At 67.5% G+C, this 26037-nt stretch carries 14 protein-coding genes and 1 pseudogene; 11 read left to right on the top strand and 4 right to left on the bottom strand.

Features of this window, described 5'->3' with window-relative positions; translation table 11 throughout:
• The 6 genes from ACZ46W_RS05925 (at position 1) to ACZ46W_RS05900 (ending at position 6228) form a co-directional block, all read left to right on the top strand.
• Positions 1-765 (top strand): DUF3710 domain-containing protein, encoded by a 765-nt coding sequence (locus tag ACZ46W_RS05925; protein ID WP_468331909.1) that lies wholly within the window; start codon positions 1-3, stop codon positions 763-765.
• 144 nt (positions 766-909) lie between these two features.
• Positions 910-1638: an ABC transporter ATP-binding protein gene (locus ACZ46W_RS05920; protein ID WP_468331906.1), complete on the top strand. Its 729-nt coding sequence runs from the start codon at positions 910-912 to the stop codon at positions 1636-1638.
• Positions 1639-1779: 141 nt separating this feature from the next.
• Complete coding sequence (locus ACZ46W_RS05915; RefSeq protein ID WP_468331903.1) at positions 1780-4335, top strand: DUF4118 domain-containing protein; 2556 nt, start codon at positions 1780-1782, stop codon at positions 4333-4335.
• Positions 4332-5015 (top strand): response regulator, encoded by a 684-nt coding sequence (locus ACZ46W_RS05910; protein WP_468331900.1) that lies wholly within the window; start codon positions 4332-4334, stop codon positions 5013-5015. Before ACZ46W_RS05915 ends, ACZ46W_RS05910 begins: the two co-directional genes overlap by 4 nt.
• A gap of 34 nt (positions 5016-5049) precedes the next feature.
• Complete coding sequence (locus tag ACZ46W_RS05905; protein WP_468331897.1) at positions 5050-5448, top strand: OB-fold nucleic acid binding domain-containing protein; 399 nt, start codon at positions 5050-5052, stop codon at positions 5446-5448.
• Between the two features lie 3 nt (positions 5449-5451).
• On the top strand, positions 5452-6228 hold the full coding sequence (locus ACZ46W_RS05900) for a DUF3159 domain-containing protein (protein ID WP_468331894.1): 777 nt from the start codon (positions 5452-5454) through the stop codon (positions 6226-6228).
• Positions 6229-6428: 200 nt separating this feature from the next.
• On the opposite strand, the gene ACZ46W_RS05895 is transcribed toward ACZ46W_RS05900, so the two are convergent.
• A complete protein-coding gene (locus ACZ46W_RS05895) occupies positions 6429-7106 on the bottom strand; it encodes a potassium channel family protein (protein ID WP_468331891.1) in 678 nt (225 codons plus the stop codon).
• Positions 7106-7774, bottom strand: a complete 669-nt coding sequence (locus ACZ46W_RS05890) for a potassium channel family protein (RefSeq protein ID WP_064071475.1) — start codon at positions 7772-7774, stop codon at positions 7106-7108. The genes ACZ46W_RS05895 and ACZ46W_RS05890 overlap by 1 nt, the downstream gene beginning before the upstream one ends.
• A 391-nt stretch (positions 7775-8165) precedes the next feature.
• Here ACZ46W_RS05890 and ACZ46W_RS05885 point away from each other — a divergent pair, with 391 nt between their 5' ends.
• The 3 genes and pseudogenes from ACZ46W_RS05885 to ACZ46W_RS05875 all read left to right on the top strand — a co-directional run.
• Positions 8166-10214, top strand: a complete 2049-nt coding sequence (locus tag ACZ46W_RS05885) for an APC family permease (RefSeq protein ID WP_468331887.1) — start codon at positions 8166-8168, stop codon at positions 10212-10214.
• Between the two features lie 80 nt (positions 10215-10294).
• On the top strand, positions 10295-11620 hold the full coding sequence (locus ACZ46W_RS05880) for a class I SAM-dependent RNA methyltransferase (protein ID WP_468331884.1): 1326 nt from the start codon (positions 10295-10297) through the stop codon (positions 11618-11620).
• A gap of 754 nt (positions 11621-12374) precedes the next feature.
• Positions 12375-12978: pseudogene (locus tag ACZ46W_RS05875) on the top strand (site-specific integrase); the annotation flags it as partial.
• A gap of 206 nt (positions 12979-13184) precedes the next feature.
• Here ACZ46W_RS05875 and ACZ46W_RS05870 read toward each other — a convergent pair.
• A complete protein-coding gene (locus ACZ46W_RS05870) occupies positions 13185-13472 on the bottom strand; it encodes a hypothetical protein (RefSeq protein ID WP_468331881.1) in 288 nt (95 codons plus the stop codon).
• Positions 13469-20191: a polymorphic toxin-type HINT domain-containing protein gene (locus tag ACZ46W_RS05865; protein WP_468331878.1), complete on the bottom strand. Its 6723-nt coding sequence runs from the start codon at positions 20189-20191 to the stop codon at positions 13469-13471. Before ACZ46W_RS05865 ends, ACZ46W_RS05870 begins: the two co-directional genes overlap by 4 nt.
• 349 nt (positions 20192-20540) lie before the next feature.
• On the opposite strand from ACZ46W_RS05865, the gene ACZ46W_RS05860 reads away from it, so the two are divergent.
• Together ACZ46W_RS05860 and ACZ46W_RS05855 are read left to right on the top strand one after the other, a co-directional pair.
• Positions 20541-24998, top strand: coding sequence for an FG-GAP-like repeat-containing protein (locus ACZ46W_RS05860; RefSeq protein ID WP_468331875.1), 4458 nt, complete (start codon positions 20541-20543; stop codon positions 24996-24998).
• Between the two features lie 197 nt (positions 24999-25195).
• The gene (locus ACZ46W_RS05855) at positions 25196-25885 is read left to right on the top strand and encodes a DsbA family protein (protein ID WP_468331872.1); all 690 of its coding nucleotides are present in this window, start codon (positions 25196-25198) and stop codon (positions 25883-25885) included.
• Positions 25886-26037 lie beyond the last annotated feature (152 nt).

Here is a 26037-nt window from a genome sequence, read left to right as displayed (position 1 = left end):
GTGTTCGGACGTCGCAAGAAGAGCGGTGCCGCTGCGGACGCAGCGGGCGAGGCCGAGCAGGTCGTCGACGAGGTCGGCACTGAGGACGCGGCGGACAGCGAGCCGCGCCGGGTGAACCTTCCGCCGGCGCCCCGGCCCGACGGCCCCTGGGACATCTCGGAGGTCTCCAGGCCGGAAGAGGGCCGGGTCGACCTGGGCGGCATGTTCGTGCCCGGGGTCGAGGGCATGGAGCTGCGCGTGGAGGTCGCGGGCGACGCGATCGTCGCGGCGACCGTGGTGCTGCGCGACAGCGCCATCCAGTTGCAGGCCTTCGCCGCCCCCAAGAAGGAGGGCATCTGGGGCGAGGTCCGCGAGGAGATCGCCTCGGGCATCACCCAGCAGGGCGGTGTCATCGACGAGGTCGAGGGCCCCCTCGGCTGGGAGCTGCGCGCCCAGGTCCCGGTCAAGCTGCCGGACGGCACCGGCGGTGTGCAGCTCGTGCGGTTCGTCGGCGTGGACGGCCCCCGCTGGTTCCTGCGCGGGGTCATCTCCGGGCAGGGCGCGGTGCAGCCGGAGGCCGCGGGCCTGCTGGAGCAGATCTTCCGGGACACCGTCGTCGTACGGGGCGAGGGGCCGATGGCGCCGCGCGACCCGATCGTCCTGAAGCTGCCGAACGACGCGCAGATGGTGCCCGAGGGCGTTCAGCAGGAGGACCAGGAGACGTCGCGCTTCTCGGGCGGCATGGGCCAGCTCCAGCGGGGCCCGGAGATCACCGAGGTGCGCTGACGCGGACTTTTCGCAGTTCGTGGGCCGTATCCCGTACGACGGGGTGCGGCCCACCGCGCATTCCACGGGCGGTTTTCCACAGGCGTTGCGGGTCGCATTCGGCCCCGCACATACTGAACGCGCACAGTGACGGGGGGAGAACCGATGTCCGAGCAGCACAGCGGGGAAGGCGCCGCCACGGCCGTCGCCGAGGACCGCGCGCCCATGGTGCGCGTGGAGAACGTGCACCGGTCGTACGGGACGGGAGCCGCCGCCGTCCACGCGCTGCGGGGCGTCTCCTTCGAGATACCGCACGGCGAGCTCGTCGCCCTCAAGGGCCGCTCCGGCTCCGGCAAGACCACGCTGCTCAACCTGGTCGGCGGCCTGGACACGCCCGACCGGGGGAGGATCACCGTCGACGGCACCGACCTCGCCGGCCTCGGTGAGAACGGGCTGCTGGAGCTGCGCCGCGACCGGATCGGGTTCATCTTCCAGGCGTTCGGGCTGATCCCGATCCTGACGGCCGCCGAGAACGTCGGCGTACCGCTGCGGCTGCGCAAGGCCGATCCGCGCGAGCGCGAGGAGCGCGTCGAGCTGCTGCTCGCCCTCGTCGGCCTCGCCGACCACGCGGCACAGCGCCCCGGCGAGCTGTCCGGCGGCCAGCAGCAGCGCGTCGCGATAGCCCGCGCCCTGGCCAACAGGCCGGCGCTGCTGATAGCCGACGAGCCGACCGGTCAGCTCGACGCCGAGACCGGCCTCGCGGTGATGGAGCTGCTGCGCGCGGTCGTACGCAGCGAGGGCGTCACCGCCCTCGTGGCCACGCACGACGCCCAGCTCCTGGGCCTCGCGGACCGGGTCCTGGAGCTGAGCGACGGCGAGCTGACCGAGCACTGAACCACCGGCCCGGGCGGGCCCTGGGCGCATCAGAATCCCGTCAAGACGCCCGGGAACCGACCTCCGCGTCCGGTTTGCCCATGCCCCTGGTCGTAAGGTCTACGCACAGGCAATCGAACGAACAAACACGACAATGAGGCCATGGGACGCGGCAAGCTTCGGATCTACCTCGGTGCGGCACCGGGCGTCGGCAAGACGTACGCGATGCTCTCCGAGGCACACCGCCGCGTCGAGCGCGGCACCGACTGCGCCATCGCCTTCGTCGAGCACTACGACCGCCCCCGTACGGAGGTGATGCTGCACGGCCTCGAACAGATACCGCTCAAGGAGCTGGCCTACCGCGGCGCCACCTTCACCGAGATGGACATCGACGCCGTCCTGGAGCGCCGGCCCGCCGTGGCGCTCGTCGACGAGCTCGCCCACACCAACGTCCCGGGCTCGCGCAACGCCAAGCGCTGGCAGGACGTGGAGGAGCTGCTCGCCGCCGGCATCGACGTCATCTCCACCGTCAACATCCAGCACCTGGAGTCGCTCGGCGACGTCGTCGAGTCCATAACCGGCGTACGGCAGCAGGAGACGGTCCCCGACGAGGTGGTCCGCCGGGCCGACCAGATCGAGCTCGTCGACATGTCGCCGCAGGCGCTGCGCCGCCGTATGGCGCACGGCAACATCTACAAGCCCGACAAGGTCGACGCGGCCCTCTCCAACTACTTCCGCCCCGGCAACCTCACCGCACTGCGCGAGCTGGCCCTGCTGTGGACCGCCGACCGGGTCGACGAATACCTCCAGCAGTACCGGGGCGAGCACAACATCCGCACCACCTGGCAGGCCCGCGAGCGCATCGTCGTCGGCCTCACCGGCGGCCCCGAGGGACGCACCCTCATCCGCCGCGCCGCCCGGATGGCCGCCAAGGGCTCCGGCAGCGAGATCCTCGCCGTCTACATCGCCCGCAGCGACGGCCTGACGTCCGCGTCCCCCAAGGAGCTGGCCGTCCAGCGCACCCTGGTCGAGGACCTCGGCGGCTCCTTCCACCACGTCATAGGCGACGACATACCGTCCGCGCTGCTGGAGTTCGCGCGCGGGGTCAACGCCACCCAGATCGTGCTCGGCTCCAGCCGCCGCAAGGCGTGGCAGTACGTGTTCGGGCCGGGCGTCGGCGCCACCGTCGCCCGTGAGTCCGGACCCGACCTGGACGTCCACATCGTCACCCACGAGGAGGTCGCCCGGGGCCGGGGCCTGCCCGTCGCGCGCGGCGCCCGCCTCGGCCGCTCCCGGATCATCTGGGGCTGGCTCACCGGCGTCGCCGGCCCCGCCCTGCTCACCCTGCTGCTCACCCACGTCGACGCGGACCTCGGCATCGCCAACAACATGCTGTTGTTCCTGTCGCTGACCGTGACGTCCGCGCTGCTCGGCGGCCTGGTCCCGTCCCTGGCCTCCGCAGCCTTCGGCTCCCTCCTGCTGAACTGGTTCTTCGCCCCGCCCCTGTACCGGTTCACCATCCACGACCCGAGGAACATCGTCGCGATCGCCGTCTTCTTCGGAGTCGCCGTCGCGGTCGCCTCCGTCGTCGACCTGGCCGCGCGCCGCACCCACCAGGCCGCCCGGCTGCGCGCCGAGTCCGAGGTGCTGTCGTTCCTGGCCGGCAGCGTGCTGCGCGGGGAGACCGCGCTGGACGCCCTGCTGGAGCGGGTCCGCGAGACGTTCTCCATGGAGTCCGTCGCGCTGCTGGAGCGCGAGAGCGACATCGAGCCGTGGACCCGGGCGGGCAGCGTCGGGCGCCGGCCCGTGGCGCGCCCCGAGGACGCGGACGTCGACATGCCGGTCGGCGACCACATGGCGCTCGCGCTCTCCGGCCGGGTCCTGCCCGCCGAGGACCGCCGGGTGCTGGGCGCCTTCGCCGCCCAGGCCGCCGTGGTCCTGGACCGGCAGCGGCTCGTCGGCGAGGCCGAGGAGGCCCGCAAGCTCGCCGAGGGCAACAAGATCCGCACGTCACTGCTGGCGGCCGTCAGCCATGACCTCCGTACCCCGCTCGCCGGGATCAAGGCCGCCGTCAGCTCCCTGCGCTCGGACGACGTGGAATGGTCCGAGGAGGACCGCGCCGAGCTGCTGGAGGGCATCGAGGCGGGCGCCGACCGCCTCGATCACCTGGTCGGCAACCTCCTCGACATGTCCCGCCTCCAGACCGGCACGGTCACCCCGCTGATCCGGGCGATCGACCTCGACGAGGTCGTCCCCATGGCGCTCGGCGGCGTACCGGACGGCAGCGCCGAGCTGGACATCCCCGAGAGCCTGCCCATGGTCGAGGTCGACAAGGGGCTGCTGGAGCGGGCCGTGGCCAACGTCGTCGAGAACGCCGTCAAGTACAGCCCCGACGCCACGCCGGTCCTGGTGTCCGCCAGCGCCATGGCCGACCGGGTCGAGCTGCGCGTGGTGGACCGGGGCACCGGCGTGCCCGACGAGGCCAAGGACCGCATCTTCGCCCCCTTCCAGCGCCACGGCGACGCCCCGCGCGGGGCCGGTGTGGGCCTCGGCCTCGCCGTCGCGCGCGGGTTCGTGGAGGCGATGGGCGGCACGATCACGGCCGAGGACACACCCGGCGGCGGCCTGACGATGGTCCTCACCCTCAAGGCGGCCACCCCGGCCGCCGCCTCCGAAGTTCCCGAAGCCCCCTCCCTGGAGAAAGCAGGCCCCTCATGACGCGGGTGCTCGTGGTCGACGACGAGCCGCAGATCGTACGCGCCCTCGTGATCAACCTGAAGGCACGGAAGTACGAGGTCGACGCGGCGACCGACGGCGCCACGGCGCTCGAACTGGCCGCCGGCCGCCACCCCGACGTCGTCATCCTCGACCTCGGTCTGCCCGACATGGACGGCGTCGAGGTGATCAAGGGGCTGCGTGGCTGGACCCGCGTACCCATCCTGGTGCTCTCCGCGCGCCAGACCTCCGACGAGAAGGTCGAGGCCCTGGACGCCGGCGCCGACGACTACGTCACCAAGCCCTTCGGCATGGACGAGCTGCTCGCGCGGCTGCGCGCCGCCGTGCGCCGGGCCGAGCCCGTGGGCGGCGACGACGGCACGATCGTCGTCGAGACGCGGGGGTTCACGGTGGACCTCGCGGCGAAGAAGGTCCAGCGCGACGGGCGGGACGTCCGGCTGACGCCCACGGAGTGGCACCTGCTGGAGGTGCTCGTACGCAACGGCGGCCGGCTCGTCAGCCAGAAGCAGTTGCTCCAGGAGGTGTGGGGGCCGTCGTACGGCACGGAGACCAACTACCTCCGGGTCTACATGGCCCAACTGCGCCGGAAGCTGGAGGCGGACCCCTCGCACCCCGAGCACTTCATCACCGAGCCCGGCATGGGATACCGCTTCGAGCGCTGATTCCCCTGTCGGTGGCGGCCGGTACGCTTTCTGTATGAGTGCTGCACCACGTACCGAGAAGCAGACCGGCCGCTTCCGCCGGATGCTCGACCGGCTGTCCAGCTCCCAGGGCGAGCTGGAATCGGAGGAGCTGCGGGAGGACACGCAGGCTTCGGGGTGCATCCGTATCTCGGACTGCGGCGACCGGCAGATCGTCAAGGTGACTGGTACCTTGCGGACGGTCACCCTGCGCCCGCGGGCCGGCGTTCCCGCACTGGAGGCGGAGCTGTTCGACGGCACCGCGCCGCTGGACGTGGTGTGGCTGGGCCGGCGCTCCATCGTGGGCATAGAGCCGGGCCGCAAGCTCATCGCCTCCGGCCGCATCTGCATGAGTCACGGCCGCAGGGTGCTCTTCAATCCCAAATACGAGCTCCGACCGCTCGGACAGGAGTAGCCGGTGACGTCACTCGACAAGCCGACCACCAGCGACCAGGACGCCACTGACGGCCCCCAGGGCGCCCACGACTCGAAGGCCGTGACGGAAGCGGCCCTGTTCGAAGCCTTCGGCGGAGTACGAGGCCTGGTGGAGACAGTGCTCCCCGGCCTGCTCTTCGTCACGATCTACACGATCAACAAGGACCTGCACCTCTCGGCCATCGCGGCGCTGGGCGTGTCCCTGCTGCTGGTCGCGGTCCGCCTGATCCGCCGCGACACCGTGAAGCATGCCTTCAGCGGCGTCTTCGGCGTCGCCTTCGGCGTGGTCTTCGCGATGATGACCGGCAACGCCAAGGACTTCTACCTGCCGGGCATGCTCTACACGCTGGGCCTGGGCATCGCGTACATCGCCACCACGCTGGCGGGCGTCCCGCTGATCGGCCTGATCCTCGGCCCGGTCTTCAAGGAGAACCTCTCCTGGCGCACCCGTAACCCCGGCCGCAAGAAGGCGTACGCCAAGGCGAGCTGGGCCTGGGGCCTGATTCTGCTCGGCAAGTGCGCGATCCTCTTCCCGCTGTACTGGTGGGCGGACACCACCCAGCTCGGCTGGGTGCTGGTGACCCTGAAGATCCCGCCCTTCCTGCTCGCGGTCTACCTGACGTGGGTCTTCCTGGCCAAGGCGCCGCCGCCGATCGACGTCTTCGCGGAGATGGAGGCGGAGGAGCGCGCCGAAAAGGAACGCAAGGCCGCTGCCGCCGCGCAAGCGGCCCAGCCCCAGCCCCACCGCGGCGAGGCCTGACGCCCCCGCCGCCCCGGGCGGGGGCGTGCCCGGAGCGGCGCCCCCGTGCCCGTACCGCTCAAGGGGTCCTGGCCCGACGGAACCGACCGGACCGACCGAACCGGCGGCGGAATCGGTGAGCCCTTCAGGGCTCACGGCGTACGAAGAGGGGCTCGGGACCAGACAGTGGTCCCGAGCCCCTCGATCGTTCACGTACCGGATCAGCCGGCGGCGTCCTCGCGGCGTACCGAGAGGAGGTCCTCCAACTGCTCCTCGCGGGCCTGGGCCGCGACGAAGAGCAGCTCGTCGCCGGCCTCCAGGGTCTCCTCCGCGCTCGGCGTCAGGACGCGCGAGCCGCGGATGATCGTGACCAGCGAGGTGTCCTGCGGCCAGGCCACGTCGCCCACCGACGTACCGGCCACCGCCGACTCCGGCGGGAGCGTGAGCTCCACGAGGTTCGCGTCGCCGTGGCTGAAGCGCAGCAGCCGGACCAGGTCGCCGACGCTCACCGCCTCCTCCACCAGCGCCGACATCAGGCGCGGCGTGGAAACCGCGACGTCGACGCCCCAGGCCTCGTTGAAGAGCCACTCGTTCTTCGGGTTGTTCACCCGGGCCACCACCCGGGGGACCCCGTACTCGGTCTTCGCGAGCAGCGAGACGACGAGGTTCACCTTGTCGTCGCCGGTCGCCGCGATGACCACGTTGCAGCGCTGAAGCGCGGCCTCGTCCAGTGAGGTGATCTCGCACGCGTCCGCCAGCAGCCACTCGGCCTGCGGCACCCGCTCCACCGAGATCGCGGTCGGCGCCTTGTCGATGAGGAGCACCTCGTGCCCGTTCTCCAGCAGCTCACCCGCGATGGAACGGCCCACCGCGCCGGCGCCCGCAATAGCGACCCGCATCAGTGACCGCCCTCCTCAGGGCCCTCGGCGAACGCCGCCTCGACCTTCTCGATCTCGTCCGTACGCATCATCACGTGCACCAGGTCGCCCTCCTGCAGCACCGTCTGCGATGTCGGCAGAACCGCCTCGCCCAGCCGGGTGAGGAAGGCGACGCGTACGCCCGTCTCCTCCTGGAGCCGGCTGACCTTGTGCCCGATCCACGACGGGGACGTGTGCACCTCGGCGAGCTGGACACCGCCGCTCGGGTCCCGCCACAGCGGCTCGGCGCCGGACGGCAGCAGCCGCCGCAGCATCTGGTCGGCGGTCCAGCGCACGGTGGCGACCGTCGGAATGCCCAGGCGCTGGTACACCTCGGCGCGCCGCGGGTCGTAGATCCGGGCGGCGACGTTCTCGATGCCGAACATCTCGCGGGCCACCCGCGCCGCGATGATGTTGGAGTTGTCGCCGCTGCTCACCGCGGCGAACGCCCCAGCTTCCTCGATCCCGGCCTCACGCAGGGTGTCCTGGTCGAACCCGACACCCGTGACGCGACGTCCGCCGAAGCCGGAGCCCAGGCGCCGGAATGCCGTCGGGTCCTGGTCGACGACGGCGACCGTGTGTCCCTGCTGTTCCAGGGTCTGCGCGAGTGCGGCTCCCACTCGCCCGCAGCCCATGATGACGATGTGCACGTCCGCTTACCCCGCACTCCTGGTCATCTTGCTGACCTGCGAAAACACCCTGCTCACTCTTCTCTCTCAGCCTGCGTGCGGTGTTGCCCGAGACGAGCTTATGCCGCCACCACCGTGTTGCCCTCATCCGAGGCGGCCGACGCGTCCGTCGGGCCGCGGCTCCGCGCTCCGCCGACGCGTCTCTCGGGCCGCGGCTCCGCGCTCCGGCGAACCGGCCACGTGGCGGGCCGCCCCGGACGGCAGCGAACCAGCGTACAAACCGGCGAGTCGGTGGCATACGTCACAGTTTTCACGGTTTCCCGTGCCGTCCGCGTTAAGGGAACGCAAGTTTCCGGCGCAACGGCGGGTGGTTGGTGGGCGGGGCCAATTTCGAACGCATACGATCCTGTGCGTGTCCAAACTGACCGACGTGCCCAAACGGATTCTGATCGGCCGGGCGCTGCGCAGCGACAGGCTTGGCGAGACCCTTCTCCCCAAACGCATCGCACTCCCCGTCTTCGCGTCCGACCCGCTTTCCTCGGTGGCGTACGCGCCGGGAGAAGTGCTGCTGGTCCTCTCCATCGCGGGTGTGTCGGCCTACCAGTTCAGCCCCTGGATCGCGGCCGCCGTCGTGGTCCTGATGTTCACGGTGGTCGCCTCCTACCGGCAGAACGTCCACGCCTACCCCAGCGGCGGCGGGGACTACGAGGTCGCCAATACCAACCTCGGTCCCAAAGCCGGCCTCACCGTCGCCAGCGCGCTCCTCGTCGACTACGTGCTCACCGTGGCCGTCTCCATCTCCTCCGGAGTGGAGAACCTCGGTTCGGCCATTCCGTTCGTCGTCGAGCACAAGGTCTTCTCCGCCATAGCGATAATCCTGCTCCTCACCCTCATGAACCTCCGGGGTGTGAAGGAATCGGGGAAGCTCTTCGCGATTCCCACCTATGTGTTCGTCGTCGGCGTCTTCAGCATGATCGCGTGGGGCGCGTTCAAGGGACTCGTCCTCGACGAGACCATGAGGGCCCCGACCGCCGACTTCGAGATCCGGCCCGAGCACGAGGGCCTCGCCGGTCTGGCCCTGGTCTTCCTGCTCCTGCGCGCCTTCTCCTCCGGCTGCGCCGCGCTCACCGGCGTCGAGGCGATCAGCAACGGCGTCCCGGCCTTCCGCAAGCCCAAGAGCAGGAACGCCGCGACCACCCTCGCCCTCATGGGTGCCTTCGCCGTCACCATGTTCTGCGGCATCATCGGCCTGGCCATGGCCACGGACGTGAAGATGGCCGAGACGCCGGCCCACGACCTGCTGCGCAACGGCGTCCCGGTCGGCGAGGGCTACGTCCAGAACCCCGTGATCTCCCAGGTCGCGGCCGCCGTCTTCGGCGAGGGCACCTTCTTCTTCGTCGTGCTCGCCGCCGCCACCGCGCTCGTGCTGTTCCTCGCCGCGAACACCGCGTACAACGGCTTCCCGCTCCTCGGCTCGATCCTCGCCCAGGACCGCTACCTGCCGCGCCAGTTGCACACGCGCGGCGACCGGCTGGCGTTCTCCAACGGCATCGTGCTCCTGGCCGGGGCCGCCATGCTGCTGGTGTGGATGTACGGGGCGGACTCCACCAAGCTGATCCAGCTCTACATCGTCGGCGTCTTCGTCTCCTTCACGCTCAGCCAGACCGGCATGGTGCGGCACTGGAACCGCCACCTGAAGACCGAGCGCGACCCCGCCGTCCGCCGCCGCATGATCCGCTCCCGCGCGATCAACACCTTCGGCGCCTTCTTCACCGGCCTGGTCCTGGTCGTCGTGCTGGCCACCAAGTTCACGCACGGCGCCTGGGTCGCGCTGCTCGGCATGGTCATCTTCTACGGGACGATGACCGCGATCCGGAAGCACTACGACCGGGTCGCCGACGAGATCTCCGCCCCCGACGAGCCGAGCGACGACACCGTCCGGCCGTCGCGCGTCCACTCCATCGTCCTGGTCTCCAAGGTCCACCGGCCGACGCTGCGGGCCGTCGCGTACGCCCAGCTCATGCGCTCCCACAAGCTGGAGGCGCTCAGCATCAACGTCGACCCGGCCGAGACCAAGGCGCTCAAGGCGGAGTGGGAGCGGCGCGGCATCAACGTGCCGCTGAAGATCCTCGACTCGCCGTACCGTGAGATCACCCGGCCGGTTGTCGAGTACGTCAAGGGCATCCGCCGCGAGAGCCCGCGCGACGTGGTCAGCGTGATCATCCCCGAGTACGTGGTGGGCCACTGGTACGAGCACCTGCTGCACAACCAGAGCGCGCTGCGCCTCAAGGGCCGGCTGCTGTTCACCCCGGGCGTGATGGTGACCTCGGTCCCGTACCAGCTCCAGTCCTCCGAGGTGGCGAAGAAGCGGGAGAAGAAGCGCCAGGAGTGGAACGCGCCCGGTTCGGTGCGCCGCGGCCCGGCCGTCGAGCGCCCCAAGGAACCGACGGCCAAGAGCTGACCTTCGGCACGCTTGTGGGCACGTAGACTGGTGGGCTGCCGCCTGGCAGCCCCCGTCTCACTCCCTGGAGTCACCCCGTCATGCCAAACGCACCCGAGTCCTCCCTCGTCGGGGAGGAGTACGAGGTCGAGGTCGGCCCCGTCGCGCATGGCGGCCACTGCATCGCCCGGACCGACGAGGGCCGCGTGCTGTTCGTCCGGCACGCGCTGCCCGGCGAGAAGGTCGTCGTCCGCGTCACGGAGGGGTCCGCGGACTCCCGCTTCCTGCGCGCCGACGCCGTCCGCGTCCTGGACGCCTCCAAGGACCGGGTCGAGGCGCCCTGCCCGTACGCCGGACCCGGCAAGTGCGGCGGCTGCGACTGGCAGCACGCCAAGCCCGGCGCCCAGCGCCGCCTGAAGGGCGAGGTCATCGCCGAGCAGCTCAAGCGGCTCGCCGGCCTGACGCCCGAGGAGGCCGGCTGGGACGGCACGGTCATGCCGGCCGAGGGCGACAAGGTCCCGGCCGGGGAGGTACCGGCCTGGCGCACGCGCGTCCAGTACGCCGTGGACGCCGAGGGCCACGCGGGGCTGCGCAAGCACCGCTCGCACGAGGTCCAGCCGATCGACCGCTGCCTGATCGCGGCGCCCGGCGTCACCGAGCTGGGCATCGAGAAGCGCAACTGGTCCGGGATGGCCTCGATCGACGCCGTCGCCGCCACCGGCTCGCAGGACCGCCAGGTCGTCCTCACCCCCCGCCCGGGCGCCCGCCTCCCGATCGTCGAACTCGACAAGCCGGTCTCGGTCCTCCGCGTCGCCGAGGACGGGGGAGTGCACCGCGTCCACGGGCGCCCCTTCGTGCGCGAGCGCGCCGACGACCGCACGTACCGCGTGGGCAACGGCGGCTTCTGGCAGGTCCACCCCAAGGCCGCCGACACCCTGGTCCGCGCCGTCATGCAGGGCCTCCTGCCCCGCAAGGGCGACACGGCCCTGGACCTCTACTGCGGCGTCGGCCTCTTCGCCGGCGCCCTCGCCGACCGCGTGGGCGACAAGGGCGCCGTGCTCGGCATCGAGTCGGGCAAGCGCGCGGTGGAGGACGCCCGCCACAACCTCCAGCACTTCGACCGGGTCCGCATCGAGCAGGGCAAGGTCGAGCAGGCCCTCCCGCGCACCGGCATCACCGAGGTCGACCTCATCGTCCTCGACCCGCCCCGCGCGGGCGCCGGCAAGCAAACGGTCCGCCACCTCGCCGGCCTCGCCGCCCGCCGCATCGCCTACGTCGCCTGCGACCCGGCCGCCCTCGCCCGCGACCTGGCCTACTTCGCGGAGGCCGGCTACCGGGTGCGCACGCTGCGGGCGTTCGACCTGTTCCCGATGACGCACCACGTGGAGTGCGTGGCGATTCTGGAGCCGGCTGCGAAGGGCTCCTGACCTGAGGTTTTCGTAGGCCGCTCAGGCGCGTCCTGGTACGCTCGACGTGTTTCCCGAAATGCACGACGTGGAACGTGTCCTGGTACCGAGGAGTGGGCTTGACCTGGGGCTTCGTGGGCGTCTCGCGAGATGATCGACGCACTCTCCTCGGTCCGGACAGCTTATGGGTAACCGCCTCCCGCTCATTTGACGCTGGTTCCGACGGAGCGTCAGGTGGGTGACGCTGGTCCAGCGGTGCGTGGGGACGAGGGGCCGTATCAGAGCGTCGTCAACGGTTACGAGGGTGAGGCCGGTCGATACGGCGCCGGTCGGCGCTGGTTCGGCCTGCCGCAGTCGTGGAGCCAGGGTGATGCCTGCCGAGCAATTGCCAGCGGGCCGAGCGCCGATGCCACGGTGAGACCGCCACCTACGTCACCGAGGAGCATCCGTCCTCTGTCCCGCGGTCAGCCAGCTTTCTCCCTCGTCCGGCCAGCTTCCCCGTTGCAGTGCAGGGGCGCGATCCACCGGCCGCCCCTACGGCGGCGGCCCGTCGCCATTCATCTGACGGGGAGAAGGTCGGCAGTCTTGGCCGGCGGCCGGGAACTGTGTGGCCGTAGGCGCGACGCCATCCACTCGTGGCCACCACGACAGATGAACCCCTTGATCGCTCTCATGCGCGATCCGCAAGGTCTTCGACGGGGACACATCCGCGGTTCTGGTCCCTGGCCGCCGATCTGCGTAATCAAGGCCGGTCGACCCTGACGACCCGCCCTCTGCACCCGTAGCCCGCCGACTCCTCACCACGGCCCAGGGGCATCGGCTGCACGCGCTGTTCGAACTCGCTCTCCACACCGGACTCCGCAAGGGCGAACTCCTCGGCCTGCGCTGGGAAGACCTCGACCTCGGCTCGGGCACCGCCTCCATCCGCCGCACCCTCCAGCGCACCAGCGGAGGCGGGCTCACCACGCTGCCCACCAAGACCCGGGCCTCCGAACGCCGCATCGCTCTCCCCGCCCGCTGCATCCAGTAGTTGAAGCGCCACCACGAACAGCAGCAGCGTGAGCGCGAGGCAGCAGGCACCGTGGCAGCCCAAGGGGCACGTCTTCACCACTGCGCAAGGCGGATCGATCGACCCGACCAACCTCACCCGCGCCTTCACCACGCTCCTCGGCAAGGCCGGCCTCCGCCGCATCCTCCCCCACGACCTCAGGCACTCGACTGCGACCCTGCTCCTGGAACAGGGCGGCGAACTCGTCGTGATCAAGGAACTCCTCGGCCACGCCCACATCGGCGTCATCGTCACCGTCTACGCCCACGTACGCCTCCGCCTCCAACGCGAAGCCATGACCGCACTCGGCAACGCTCTCGACCGTCCCTGACATCCACGCGGCAACGGCGGCGAACACCCGTGGTGTTCGCCGCCGTTGCCGTCAACTACTGCCGTCAGGTGGAGGCGTAATGCCAGATTCCGGACAGCCGGCGACCCCTCTGATTCGCTCAAGCGAATCAGAGGGGTCGCAGTCAGAAGGTGTGACCGGCTCATGAGAAGGCGCCGGTCGTGATACCTCCAATCGCGGCCGCACGTCTACCCGAACAGTCGCTCCAACACATCGAGGGCTTCCTGGATAGCCAGCGCGTCCTCGCGAGGCAATTCATGCAGATCACCCCGATCAAGAGCAACAGCATAGATCTCCTCAAGAACCCACCATTGTGAGCGAATTTCCTCGCTCAATGGAGATGCCGCGAGATTTGACGAAACCGAGTCGAGATCGTCGATCAGACTCCGGAGCGAGATATCTCCGGAGCGGTACTTCCGGATCGACTGACGTGCGCCTTCGCGCAACCACTGCTGCGCATCAGAACCCTCACTCACTGCTTGATCCTTCCGGAACTAACGGTGACAACCCGCCCTGTTGCGGCATCCGTAATCACCGTCACATTATTCTCCGCTTCATAGTACGCCGTCGTCCCGGCCTGCTTACCTCGCATCTTTTCGCCGACACGAATCGTGTTTTCCACCACAGACGGCATGAGGCCGCGCTCCTGCATCCGGTCAATCGCATGTCCGGTGTAATCGCGACCTGCGATTGTTGCCGGCTCATTTGGCGAAAGATTGCGGAAGTTCGTACCCCTCCCGCCAACCGGGGTTGTCGGGCAGTTGCTGTTGTGAACGAGTACCGGAGTATCGCCCGCCAGCACATAGTACGTGTGTAGGTCATCGACCGTGAGGTTGTACGTGCGGGCATTCCTGGTGAAGAGGTGGTTCGCCTCCACGGTGACGGTGGCGCCGGTGTCCGTGAGGAGGGTCGTGCCGGCGGTGAGGTGCTGGGCCTCGATCCAGCGTCGTTCGGATGGGGACCAGAAGGGGTGCTCATACGTTGCGGTGAGCTTTTCAGTGCCCGTGCCGGTTTGGAGCGTGAGTGTGTTGAAGCGCTTGTCGTCGTCGGTGACGATCAGCTTGGTGACCTTACGTGCTTCTGTTTCTCCGGTTAGAGGATTGGTGGCGAGAACGGCGTCCCCGGCTTTGATGTCCTCAATATCCTTTGTGCTGCCGTCGGCTAGGAGGACGTCGGTGCCGGCTAGAAAGCACTTGGTGCACGGGTTGCCCTTGACGGCCTTGGCGTAGCGTGCCCCTGCTGGTAGTGCGCCGATGCGGGCGTCCCATCCAAGGAGCTCGCCCCTCGCGTGCATCGGGGCGTGATAAGCCTCAAGGTAGGACCAGCATCGTTCGTCGCCGTAGACGCTCTGGCAGGCAGAGAGCGCAGCGCTGAGTTGCGCCATTTCACGCTGCTGTGCGTCCCGGTAGTCAAGGGTCTTGAGCTTGTACTCGTAACGGTCGAGGTAAGCGCGGCGGAGTTTGGGATTGTTGTCAGCGAAGGTCCATGTGTTGCCGCCCGCATCCGTGAATGCGGAGTCGGCTTGGCTCATTACGCCTTTCTTGCCGTTGTCGTGTGACTTACCGCCTCCCTGATTCGGCTGATTGGGCGGGCTCGTCGGACCGGCCGCCACGGCAGCAGCGGCCTCGGACTTGCACGGGTACGTGCACGAACTCGTTCCACCACCGTGGTCCGGCATCAACCCGGTCGGGTCGGAGTACGTGACCGGGTTGTTGTTGGCGTAGGTGTAGCCGTGGAGTTGCTGCGAGTCGGTCAGGTCCATGATCGGGTCGACGCTGATGAAGCGGCCGATCGTGGGGTCGTATTCGCGGGCTCCGAGGTGGGTGAGGCTGGTGTCGGTGTCGTTGGTGCCGCCGACGAAGCCCTTCTTACCGGTCCAATTGGCCGGCTGGGTGCCTCGGGGGGCGCCGAAGATGGTGGACTTGCGGCGAGTTACAGCTTGGCTTGCGTCGTTTGTGACCTGGGTGGTGCTGGTGTTCTGGTGGTCGGTGAGGATGTAGGTGAGCTTGTTGTTGGTGCGCATGGCGACGGTCTTGCCGCCGGCGCTGTAGTAGCGGGTGCCGGTGACCAGGCCGACCTTGTCCATTTCCAGCTCGTTGCCGTTGGGCAGGTAGAGCGTGGTGGTGCCGGCCGAGTCGCGGCCGATGAGGCGCTGGCCGTCCGTGTCGTACAGGTACGTGGACGTCTTGGTGGCGTCGGTGACCTTGGCCAGGTGGCCTTCGTCGTCCCAGGCCAGGGTCTGGTCGAGAGGGGCACCGGGGTTGGTGGACTTGCGGGTCTCGGTGTTGCCGCTCGCGTCGTAGGTGTAGGTGGTGTTGTGGGGGTTGGTGCCGGTCTGGGTCACCGAAGGTAGCCGGTGGTTGCCGGCGGCCGGGGCGGCGTAGGTGCGGACGGTGTCGGTGGCGGGGCCGCTTGGGGTCTTGTGCTGGGTTTCGGTCTTGCGGTTGCCGACGGCGTCGTAGGTGTAGCTGGTCCAGTAGGCATCGGGTCCTCCCACCGCGGTGGCGGAAGGGGCGGTGGCGCACTGTTCCCCGGTGCTGGTCCAGGCTTCGGTGATCCGGCGCAGGGCGTCCATGGCGAAGCACTGGGTGTCGGTGGTGCGAGTGGTGTCCTGACCGTAGGCGGTGGCTATCGAGGTGATATTCCCGGCCGGGTCGTACGAGTAGCGGGAGTCCTCGATGCGCTGGGGTGCCACCTCGCGGTCCGCGTAGGAGCGGGTCAGCGCACCAGTGTGGTCGTCGTACTCGTTGGTGGTCCACAGATGGCGGCCGAACTCGCCGTACTCCAGGCGCTGCGGCCGACCGTAGTGGTCATAGCTCGCGTCGGAGATGAGAGGGTCTTGGCCGGCGTAGGCGGAGACCAGCAAGCCACCGGTGTTGTAGTTCGTGACGACGGATTCGGCGGGCAGGCCACCAGTGCCCGGGTGCTCGGTCTCCTCAAGATGGCCAGTGTTGTCGTTGTAGAAGTTGAACCACTCGTACGTACCGGCCAGCTGGCCTTCTGCCGCAGGGATGGTGACCTTGGTGCCGACGGGCTGGTACAGGTCGTTGTACTCGGTGACTTCGCTGACGTAGGCGTTGCCGGCGCTGTAGCGGGTGGCGGCAGTGGGCTGGCCCTTGGCGAGGGTGTCGTACGTCCAGGAAGCGAGGGTGGTGGTGCCCTTCTTCAGCGCGGTGCGGCGGCCGAGGACGTCGTAATCGGTGTGCAGGGTGATGCTGCGGGCGTCGGTGACGTCGGTGACGCGGTCACCCTTGTCGTAGAAGGTGGTCGTGGCGCCCTTGTCGGGGTCGCTGACCGTGGTCTGGCGGCCTCGAGTGTCGTAACCGTAGGTCCACTTCGCACCGGAGGCGTCGGTGACCTGTTCGAGACGGCCATGCTTGTTGTAGACGTAGAGGGTGGACTGCGACGCGGTGCGGTCGGCGTTCGTGTACTGCTTGAGTTCGACGGTCCGGCCGAGGGCGTCAACGACCGTGGTTGTGGCCGTGCCGCCCTTGGGCGGGACGACCGTCGAGGTGTCTCCGGTGTAGCTGGTGGTAGTGCGCTTGGTCTCGTCACCGAACCGCTTGGCAATGACCGCGGTCGGGCGTCCGGAGCCGTCGAAGACGGTTTCGGTGGAGGAGGGGTAGTTGGTCTCCTGGCCCGTCACGAGTACCGGCTCGGCGGCTCCCGTGGCGAAGTAGGTCCCCGACGACAGCCAGGCTTCCCCACGGGTGTTGTAGAACGACTCGGTTATCAGGCGACCTGCACGGTCGGGTGAGGTCTCCTGAATCTGGCGGGCGCGCAGGAGCCCGTCGAAGAAGGCGTAGCTGGTCTGGTACTGGCTGTTGTGGTCGAGCGACTTGCTGGTGACGACGACTGGTCCGTCATTGCGTACGAAGTAGTCGAACGTATGGTTCGGCGCGTTGGGGTACGTGGCCTGAGGTCGCGTCGGGATCCACACCTTGGAGACACGCCCGAGGGAGTCGTACGCGGTCGAGGTCACCTTGCCGTTGGGGTCGGTGACCTTGGTGGGCTGCCCGCGGAACGGGTCCAGCACTGTGGTGACCGTGTGGCCAAGCGGATTGGTGACCACGGTGGACGTCGGTACTTCCCCGGCCGCCGGTGTGTAGGCAGTGGTCGTCGTCTTGCCATACACATCAGTGGTCGCCAGCGCCCGCCCGTACTGGTCGAAGCAGAGCTGGTCCTTGGCAGCTCCACAAGTGGTGGGAGTGGAGGTGGTGACGTCGTATCCGGTGCCCGCGCCGTTTATACGGTCGGTCTTGGTCACCAGGCCCTTGGTGGGGGCGGTCCCGAAGGCGCTGTCGTCGTAGTAGTTCCGTACGTCGTCGATGACGTCTGCCGGCCGGCTCACCGTGGCCCCGCACGCGGCAGCCACGGTGTCGGTACGGGACACGGCGTTGAGTATCGGGCTCGTGGTGCTGCGGGCGTAGCTGGTGGTGATGCACTGCTCGTCGCCCGACTTGGCGATGTCGCCGAGGTCTGACTGGGTGGCGACCATGCCGTAGGCGTCGAATGTGCGGATGGTCTTGGTAGTACGGGTGCCGCCGGTGATGGTGGTGCGGGCCTCTTCCGCTTCCGTGCCTGTCTGGTAGGCCTCGAGAGCGGGCAGATCGGCTGCGGTGCGGGACCTGGTGGCGGTCACAGCGGAACGCCAGGGAGTGTAGGAGGTGGCGGAGACAAGAGCACCGCCGTCACCGTCGTAGGTGGCCTTCTCCCTGACCATGCCGGCGAACTGCTCGCGGTCCGTGACCGACACTCCGGCGGAATCCTTCACCGCGGCGCCGTCCATGCCGCGGAAGTAGCGTGTCTCGGTCAGTGTCTTGCGGTCGAGACCGGCACCCTTGCGTGTTTGGACGGTGTGGTAGCCGCGGGCGACGGAGTATGTCCGGTCCACGGGCTTGGTGAACTCGTCGGTGCTCTTGGCCCACTCGGCACCACCGGTGTACGTGTACTCGGTGACGACGTCCGGGGATTCGACGAGGTTGTCCCCTTCGGTGACCCGCTGGACAGCGTAGGAGTTGAACCAGTCCTGCTTGGCCGTCTCGCCCTCGTAGGCCCACTTGACCGGATAGCAGCGGGTGGTGTTCGTGGCGTCGGTCGGTGGCAGGGATGCAGCCGTGCAATCCGGGTCGTGGTAGTCGACGCCAATGGTGCCGCCCGACTCGGTGGTGATCTGAGCCATCCGCAAGCGGATGAACGGTGCAAGGCCATCACCGAGTTTGTCCACGCGGTTCGGCTTCTGCACGCCGGTGAAGGTCACCGCAGGCAGCGCGGCAGTGCCGCCCGCCCTGCCGGTGCGGGTGATGGACTCCAGCCACATGGGAGTGGAGATGCCGTCACCGGAGGGCGGGAAGTTCTGCTTCAGGGCCCAGAAGTCGACGTCCTTGTAGGCGCCGCCGGTGAGCACCTGGGTGGTGATGGAGGTGAGTCGCTTACGGGACCAGAAGCTGGGGGAGTACTTGTCCTTGCACTCCGTCGACCCGTCCTTGCAGTAGAGATCAAAGGGGACGTCAGGCCAGTTCTTCGCGTTGGTCTCGTCGAAGGTCGTACAGGAGGCCAGGCAGCGCTCGCTGACGCCGAAGAGCACCTTGCCCATGGGCTTGCCGGTGTACACGGCGTTGGAGCGCAGCCCATAGTCGATGTGGTCGAGCCAGCCACCGCGAATGTAGGGGGTGACGGTGGCGGCACCGGTGGTCTCCGAGACATTGCGGCCGTAGTTGTTGGCCTCTGTCTTCCAGTAGTACGCCATCGCGTTGCCGCGCGGATCGACCACGTAGTCGAGCTGCCACCGCCAGGCTTGCTGGCACCACGCTGCGGCGAAGGAGGCGTTGTAGCACGGCTCCCCGGACTGGTTGCCGAATACAGGCGCAGTCCAAGTGGAGTTGGTCACCGGGTCGTCAGCGGCCGTGCCGTTGTCGCGCCAACCGGGCAGCTTGTTCAGTCCGAAGAAGTACTGGGTGCCGTCGGTCGTAGTGACCTTCCAGTGCTCTCCAGCGCCATCGACACCAGCCGTGCCCTTGTCCGGGTTGGAGGCGCCGGTCAGCTTCTCGACCTTCTCACCCGAGTCCGATGCCGGGTGCCAGCCCTTAACACTGTCATAGACGAGCTCGGTGCTCTTGCCGCCCAGGGAGAGGGTGGCGTTGTCGTTGTACCAGCACAGGTCACCGACCCTGGTGGTGTTCGTACCACCGGTCTTGTCGTCGTTGCACGCCTTGTATCGGCGCTCGATGTAGCCCGGCTGCCATCCCCAGCCGTCGCCGATCCAGTCTGCCTGGTTGTTGGTGACCGCCGTACGACCGTCAATGGACTGTGAGCTGTAGTTGAGAGAAATGGAGGGCTGAAGACCACCAGGCACGGAGGGAACGCCAACCGGGTAGGACCAGTTGAAGCCGCCCGTGGCGTCATCGGCGGTCCACGAGCCCGAGCCCGTGAGGGAGGTCGCCTTGTAGTCACCGGTGGGACCGGACGGACCCGCCGTGGCTGCGAGGACCGTCATCCCCGATCCCGCTGATGCGGCTCTCGCTCCCGGCGCGGCGGTGCCAGGAAGCGGCGCGGTCGCGTACAGCGTGCTCGACTTCGTGTCGTTTGCAGTCGGGAGAGGTTTGCCCGTACGGCATGCCGGCTTGTTCGGAGTAGTCAGCGCGCAGGCGGGAAGCTGGACCAGGCGCAGGCGAGCTGCCCAGTCGCCACCGTAGGCTCCCTTGAAGGAGGCATAGTCAACACGGACGTCGACCTTGCTCGCGGTGGTGGCGTCCGCGCGGGCGAGCGACAGCACCAATCCTTCAACGCCGGCCTTGCGCGCTGCGGCCTGCGAGGCGACGGTGACCTTCACCATGCCGACGGCCTGAGCGCCGATACGAGCCTTCGATTGAGCGGCGCCAAGGAAGACAGGCAGGTTGCCGGCCCGCCGCGGGGTGCGCCCCGCCCCGGTGACCGCCTGCAGGAGAACCGTCTCGGAGCCGGCGGTCGGCCAGACAACCTTGGGCGAGGTCCACTTGGCGGCTTTGGTGCCTCGGGCCTTGGTGCCTCCAAAGGACACCTTCGTGACCGGCACCGTGGGCGGCTGTCTCAGTTGTGGAAGGTCCGGACCCCTCCCGGCTGCTGCGGCAACCGCTGTTGCCTGCGCAGGCAGCAAGCTCGCGACGACGGCGGCCGCGAGGACCCCAACCCATTTACGCGCGCCGAAACGGCTCACGCCCCCACCCCTCATGCACACTGACAAAATTGAGCCGACCATAACAGCGCAGAGGTCATCTGCAAATAGGTGCTGTGGCCAGTGAGCGGGCAAAGGGACGTTTCTTAATGATGTCTGATTCCGGCCTCATCCTCCCCTCTTGTGAGGGTTCGGTGAAGTGCCGAACTGTGGGTTCAGCCAGCAGAGTCAAGATGGACTTGGCCATATCAACACTGTCCAGCTTTACCAGATGTGCACGGTTTCATCACGAGTGGTGTTCTTCTCTGGATCGCTCAATCCGGATGTTTTTCAAGGGGGGCAGATATAGTTCGGCGCGAAATCCGGACACAACGAAAAAGGGGAGACCTGCGTGTCCATACGCAACAAGGGAGGGGGCTTCCGGAGGCGGCAGGCCGGCCTGCTGGCGTTCGCGCTGGCAGGCAGTCTGCTCGCTCCGGGGGTGTCGTCCGAAGCGGCCTACGCCAGTCCGCCGGATCAGACGCCGGCGCAGACGGCCGACGATCCGGTGGCTGCTGGCTCGCTCAGCGAGGAGGGCAAGGCGCTGCAGGACGCTGCAGCCTCCGGAAAACCCGTGGAGTTGGTGTCCGCGCGGACGGAGGCGAGTGACACCTGGGCACAACCAGATGGTTCTTTCTCGGTCAAACGTCACGGGACAGCGGTACGCGTCTGGCGCAACGGCGCCTGGGTTCCCGCAGATCCGTCGCTCGTCTTCACGGCTGATGGTTCCGTCGCGCCCAGAGCGTCCTCGGTCTCGGTGCGGTTCTCCGGTGGCGGCAGCGGGCCCATGCTGACCGGAGTCAAGGACGGGCGTTCCCTGTCGCTGACCTGGCCCAAGCCGCTGCCCAAGCCGACACTGAGCGGCAACGTGGCCACGTACCCAGAGGTGCTGGCCGGGGTGGACCTGCAGCTAAAGGCGGAGACCGAGGGCTTCTCCCAACTGCTCGTCGTCAAGACTGCCGAAGCCGCCAAGAACCCTGAACTGGCCAAGCTTCAGTTCCCGATGAGCACCGTGGGTCTGACGGTCTCGAAGGACGCGGACACGGGCGCCCTTGAAGCCCAGGACCCGGCTGGGCAAACGGTGTTCACGAGCCCAACGCCTCTGATGTGGGACTCCAGCCAGCCGACGAGCCCTGCGATGCGGACCTTGGCCGCCGAAGCGCCCGCGGATGCCTTCGAGCCCGGCGCCGGCGCTGAAGAAGCTCAGATGGGAACCACCGTCACCGGTGACTCGCTGACCATCACGCCGGACCAGGAGTTGCTGACCGGAGCCGAGACCACCTACCCCGTCTACATCGACCCGAGCTGGGCCTGGGGTGAGTGGCAGCACTGGGCCCGTGTCTACAAGGCGTACCCCAATACGTCCTTCTACGACGTCAAGGAAGTCGTACGCGTCGGATACGAAGCCGAGACCGGCGGCAGCGACCGCGTTTCGCGCTCGTTCTTCCAGCTGGACACCAGCGACGTCGCGGGAGCTCAGGTCAAGGAAGCTACCTTCCGAATCCGTAACACTTGGTCCTGGTCCTGTCAACCTCGGCCGATCGAGCTGTGGGAGACGGGCGACATCTCCCGCAAGACAACCTGGGCGAACCAGCCAGGCAAGGTCGGTGAGGTTCTTTCGACCGTGGACGATGCGAAGGGCTGGAGCAAGGACTGCGCCGCAGGCAACCTCGAGTTCAACGCCACGCCTGTCGTGCGCAAGGCGGCCGCCAACAAGGACGCCAGCGTCACCCTCGGCCTGTACGCCAGCAACGAGGCTGACACCTTCGGCTGGAAGAAGTTCGACCCGAAGACCGCCACCCTCGAAATCAAGTACAACCACCCGCCCAAGACGCCCACGGGTCTGGGCACGAACCCGCGCACCAGTTGCACGGCCGGTGGAGTCATCGGCAACAACGCGGTCAGCCTGTACGCGAAGATCGACGACCCGGACGGCGGCAACCTCACAGCACAGTTCCAGCTGTTCAGGACCGGCTCATCGACCCCGACTGTCCCCGTTGTCGACACCAGCCTGCCGGCCCTGAAGGGACGCGTCACCACCCTGGTCCTGCCCGCGGACAAGACCCCTTCCGGCGACTACACGTGGAAGGCGCGCGCAAAGGACCCTGACGGTGCGCTGTCCGCGTGGAGCACCACGTGCAAGTTCAGCCTCGACCGCACTCGCCCCAGCCAGCCGCCGCTCATCACATCCGAGGGCGGCAAATTCCCCAACGGGGAAAACGGCTGGCCTGCGCAGACCGGCATGGCTCGGAGCGAGGGCAAGTTCCTCTTCGCCAACAACGGAGTCAAGGACGTCGTCGCCTACCACTGGTGGACCGACACGAACCCCGAAGTGCAGATGACCCCCGCGGGCGTCGCCTCCGCTCTTGTCACACCTCCCTCCTACGGTCCGCACCTGGTGCACGCGTACAGCGTCGACAAGGCCGGCAACCGATCCGACCAAGCCACCTACCTGTATTACGCCAATCGGGCCCAGGCGCGGGACAAGCCGGGCGACCTCACCGGTGACGGATTCATGGACATCTGGAGCCCCGACACCAACGGGACTCTGCTGACCTACGTGGGGCAAGGGAATCGGGACTTCTCCTCCGCGACCAATGCGGGCGCGAGCTTCCCCGACCAGCAGGTTACGTACAGCGGTGACTGGCACCAGGATGGTCGTAACGACCTCATCGCCCTCGAATACAACCAGAACGACCTGAAGAAGGACCTCGTTCTCTACAGCAACAACGGCGACGGAAACATCAACCCGGACAGCAGGCTGGAGCTGAAGGTCAGCTGCCCGGTAGCCAGGCCCTCCGGTCGCTGCATGGCAACCGAAACCTGGAACGGAGACGACCACTGGTACAACGCCGAGCAGATCACGACAGGCGGTGATATCAACGCCGACGGCATGGCTGATCTCCTGGTGAAGCAGGGCAAGCACCTGTGGGCCTACTACGGCAGCCGCAACGCCAGACTTGACGTGACGCGCCCGCACGCCATCCTCGTCGGCGCAACCGACTGGGACCGGTTCACCGTGATCGTCGCGGGTGACCTCAACGGCGACAAGCTTCCTGACCTGCTTCTTCGCGAGGACGCCTCTGGAGACCTCTACCGCTCCTATGGCAAACCTGACGTCGATGGCACACTGAACCTGGCCACGTGGGGCACCCCGTCCAACCGCGTCAAACTTACGAGTGGCACACACCCCAAGAGCCTCTTCCCTGCCCTCGGCGTAACCGGAGACCTGGACGGTGACGGCAATGGTGACGGGGTTTCCGACGGCGATGGCATTCCCGACTTGTGGGCACGAAAGAGTGACAACACACTCCTGGGCTGGCCCGGCCGAAAGACCGGAAGTGAGTACACCGGCATCGGTGCCTACTTCACCATCGACGGTCCCACTGGCGGTGCTCTCATAGCAGGGGGAACGGAGCTCAAGTCAGGCCAGTCAGTGGTCGGTAAGAAGGTCACGCTCACTATGCGCGCTTATGTGAACGAACAGGATCCGGGGGGCGACCTGGTAGTCACCTCTAATACGGCTCCGTCTCAAGTCCTCTGGTCCACGGACACTCGAGGCCACAAGGGTGCCACCGCTCGAGTGGAGGCGAACGGGAACCTGGCCGTCTACAGTAGTGATGGCAGCACCAAGCTATGGACTGCCGACGTGACCAATCCGGGCGCAGGCTATGCCGTTCTCCAGGACCGCGGAAACCTGGTTTCCTACAACGCCAAGGGGCAAACGCTCTGGACTAATGGCGCCGGTCCCCGCCACGACCACAACGGCGACGCGCGTAGCGACATCGGGCTCTGGTACGACTTCGATGCGGGTACGGATGCCACGTATACGCTGCTGGCCAAAACAGATGGCACCTTCGATCTGCCGACGAAGTCATACGCAGCCGCAGCGGGTGTCTGGGAAGCGAAGTACATGAAGTTCGTCACCGGAGACTTCAACGGCGACGGACGTGGCGACATGGCAGCCCTTCAGCCGTCCAGCGACACCAGTCTGAAATTGTGGACGTCGCTCGGAAAGGCGGATGGAGGCTTCGCCGCTCCCTTCTCGTCGTGGAGCGTGCCGCCTGGTTTCATGCACGGCAGCTACATGACACCGCAAGCTGGCGATTTCAACGGAGATGGACGTGACGACATCGCCGTCTGGTACGCATATCCTGATGGAACCAGCAAGTTGATCACCTACACGGCCGGCATCAAGGGAGGATTCAACAAGCCCTTCGAATCCTGGACCGCACCTGAGGGCACCTGGCTCAGGGAACGTTGCAAGTTTGTCACCGGTGACTTCAACGGAGACGGGCGCGACGACCTTGGCGTCTTCTACGGTCAAGGAGACGACACCGTGCGCAACCACACCTTCCTCGCCACGGAAGCGGGAGGGTTCGCCAAGCCCACCTCATGGTGGTACAGCAGTTACCTGGACTGGGACCTCGTCATTCCCCACGCCGGCGACTTCAACCGTGATGGCCGCGATGACGCCATCCTTTGGGACGATAGAGCCGCCACCAGTGACAACGTATCGACGATCATCGCCGAGTCCCAAGAGGACAACAAGTTCGGCTCTGCCTACGTCTCGCTCGTCGCTGATCCCAGCTGGCAAGTAGACAAGAGTCAGATGGTGATCGGCGACTACAACAGCGACGGGTACGACGACATCGGAACCATGTACCACCAGCCGGATGGTGCGGTGAAAATGTGGACATGGGCCGCGAAGCCGGACGGCAAGTTCAACGGCGCAAAGCCGAGTGCTTGGATTTACACATCGGACCAATGGAAATACGAATGGACTCGGCTCTTCAAGCCCTACAACTAGCGTGCAGATGTAGAGCGAGCCTTACGCGAGCGTGATCACGTCGCCCTGCCCACAGAATCGTAGGTGGCCAGGGCGATGTCGCGTATTCGGGAAGGCCGGAATGAGCCCATGCCTAGCCCTCTCGCAATGGCCGTTGGGCCTGGGCGTACCCTGCTCCCCGATCCTGTCGCGTCTGGCAGGGCTGGGGAGGGAGCCTTATGGGTGAGATGCGTAATCTGGGGTGTGCCGTCGTGGCCTGTGCCGCCGTGGCGGTGGGGATCGGGGTGTACGGCCCGTGGTGGAAGGACGAGCCGAAGCCACTCATGGGGGAACTGCCCGAACGGCTGGACAAGCAGACGATGGCCGTCGTCGTCGGCGACCCGTCCGCGCGTACGACGGTCACGGTGTTCGAGGATCCGCGCTGCGCCATGTCGCGCGAGTTCGAGACCTCGGGCAGCGGCGCTCATCTGGTGGAGCTCGCGCAGCAACGCAAGATCACCATTGAGTACAGGTTCGCGACCTTCATCGACGACAAGCAGGGTGGCACGGGCTCCAAGAAGGCGGTGGCCGCACTTGGGGCGGCGCTGGATGCGGGGAAGTTCACCGAACTCCACGGACTGCTGTACACGAATCAGCCCCCGTCGGAGGCCGTGGACGGGTTCACCGACGAGAAGCTGCTGAGCATCGCGAGCAAGGTTCCCGGGCTGCGCAGCGCCGCCTTCGACCAGGCCGTCAGAAACGCGAGCGACAACGACTTCGTCACCGGTGCCGACGAGGCTCACACCAGGGCGGGATCCCCTGCCACACCCACCATCCTGGTGAACGGTCAACCGCTCCCTGTCGCCATGGCCGATGCCATGTACGACAAGGACGACTTCGCCGGCATCATGCGCAGCTACGTGGGCTGAGCCGCAGTGGTTGCCGGCGAGGACGCTGCTGACGCTCGTTTGATGCTCCTCGCCCGCAACCGCACCCCATCCACTCAGGAAAAGTGCCTTTCACCTGCACGTTCTGTCGTGCTGGCTTGCCCTCACATTTTTCCGATGACGCACCGTGTGGA

It is taken from the genome of Streptomyces sp. NPDC031064, from assembly GCF_055570965.1.
This window is presented reverse-complemented; position numbering and strand designations above follow the sequence as displayed.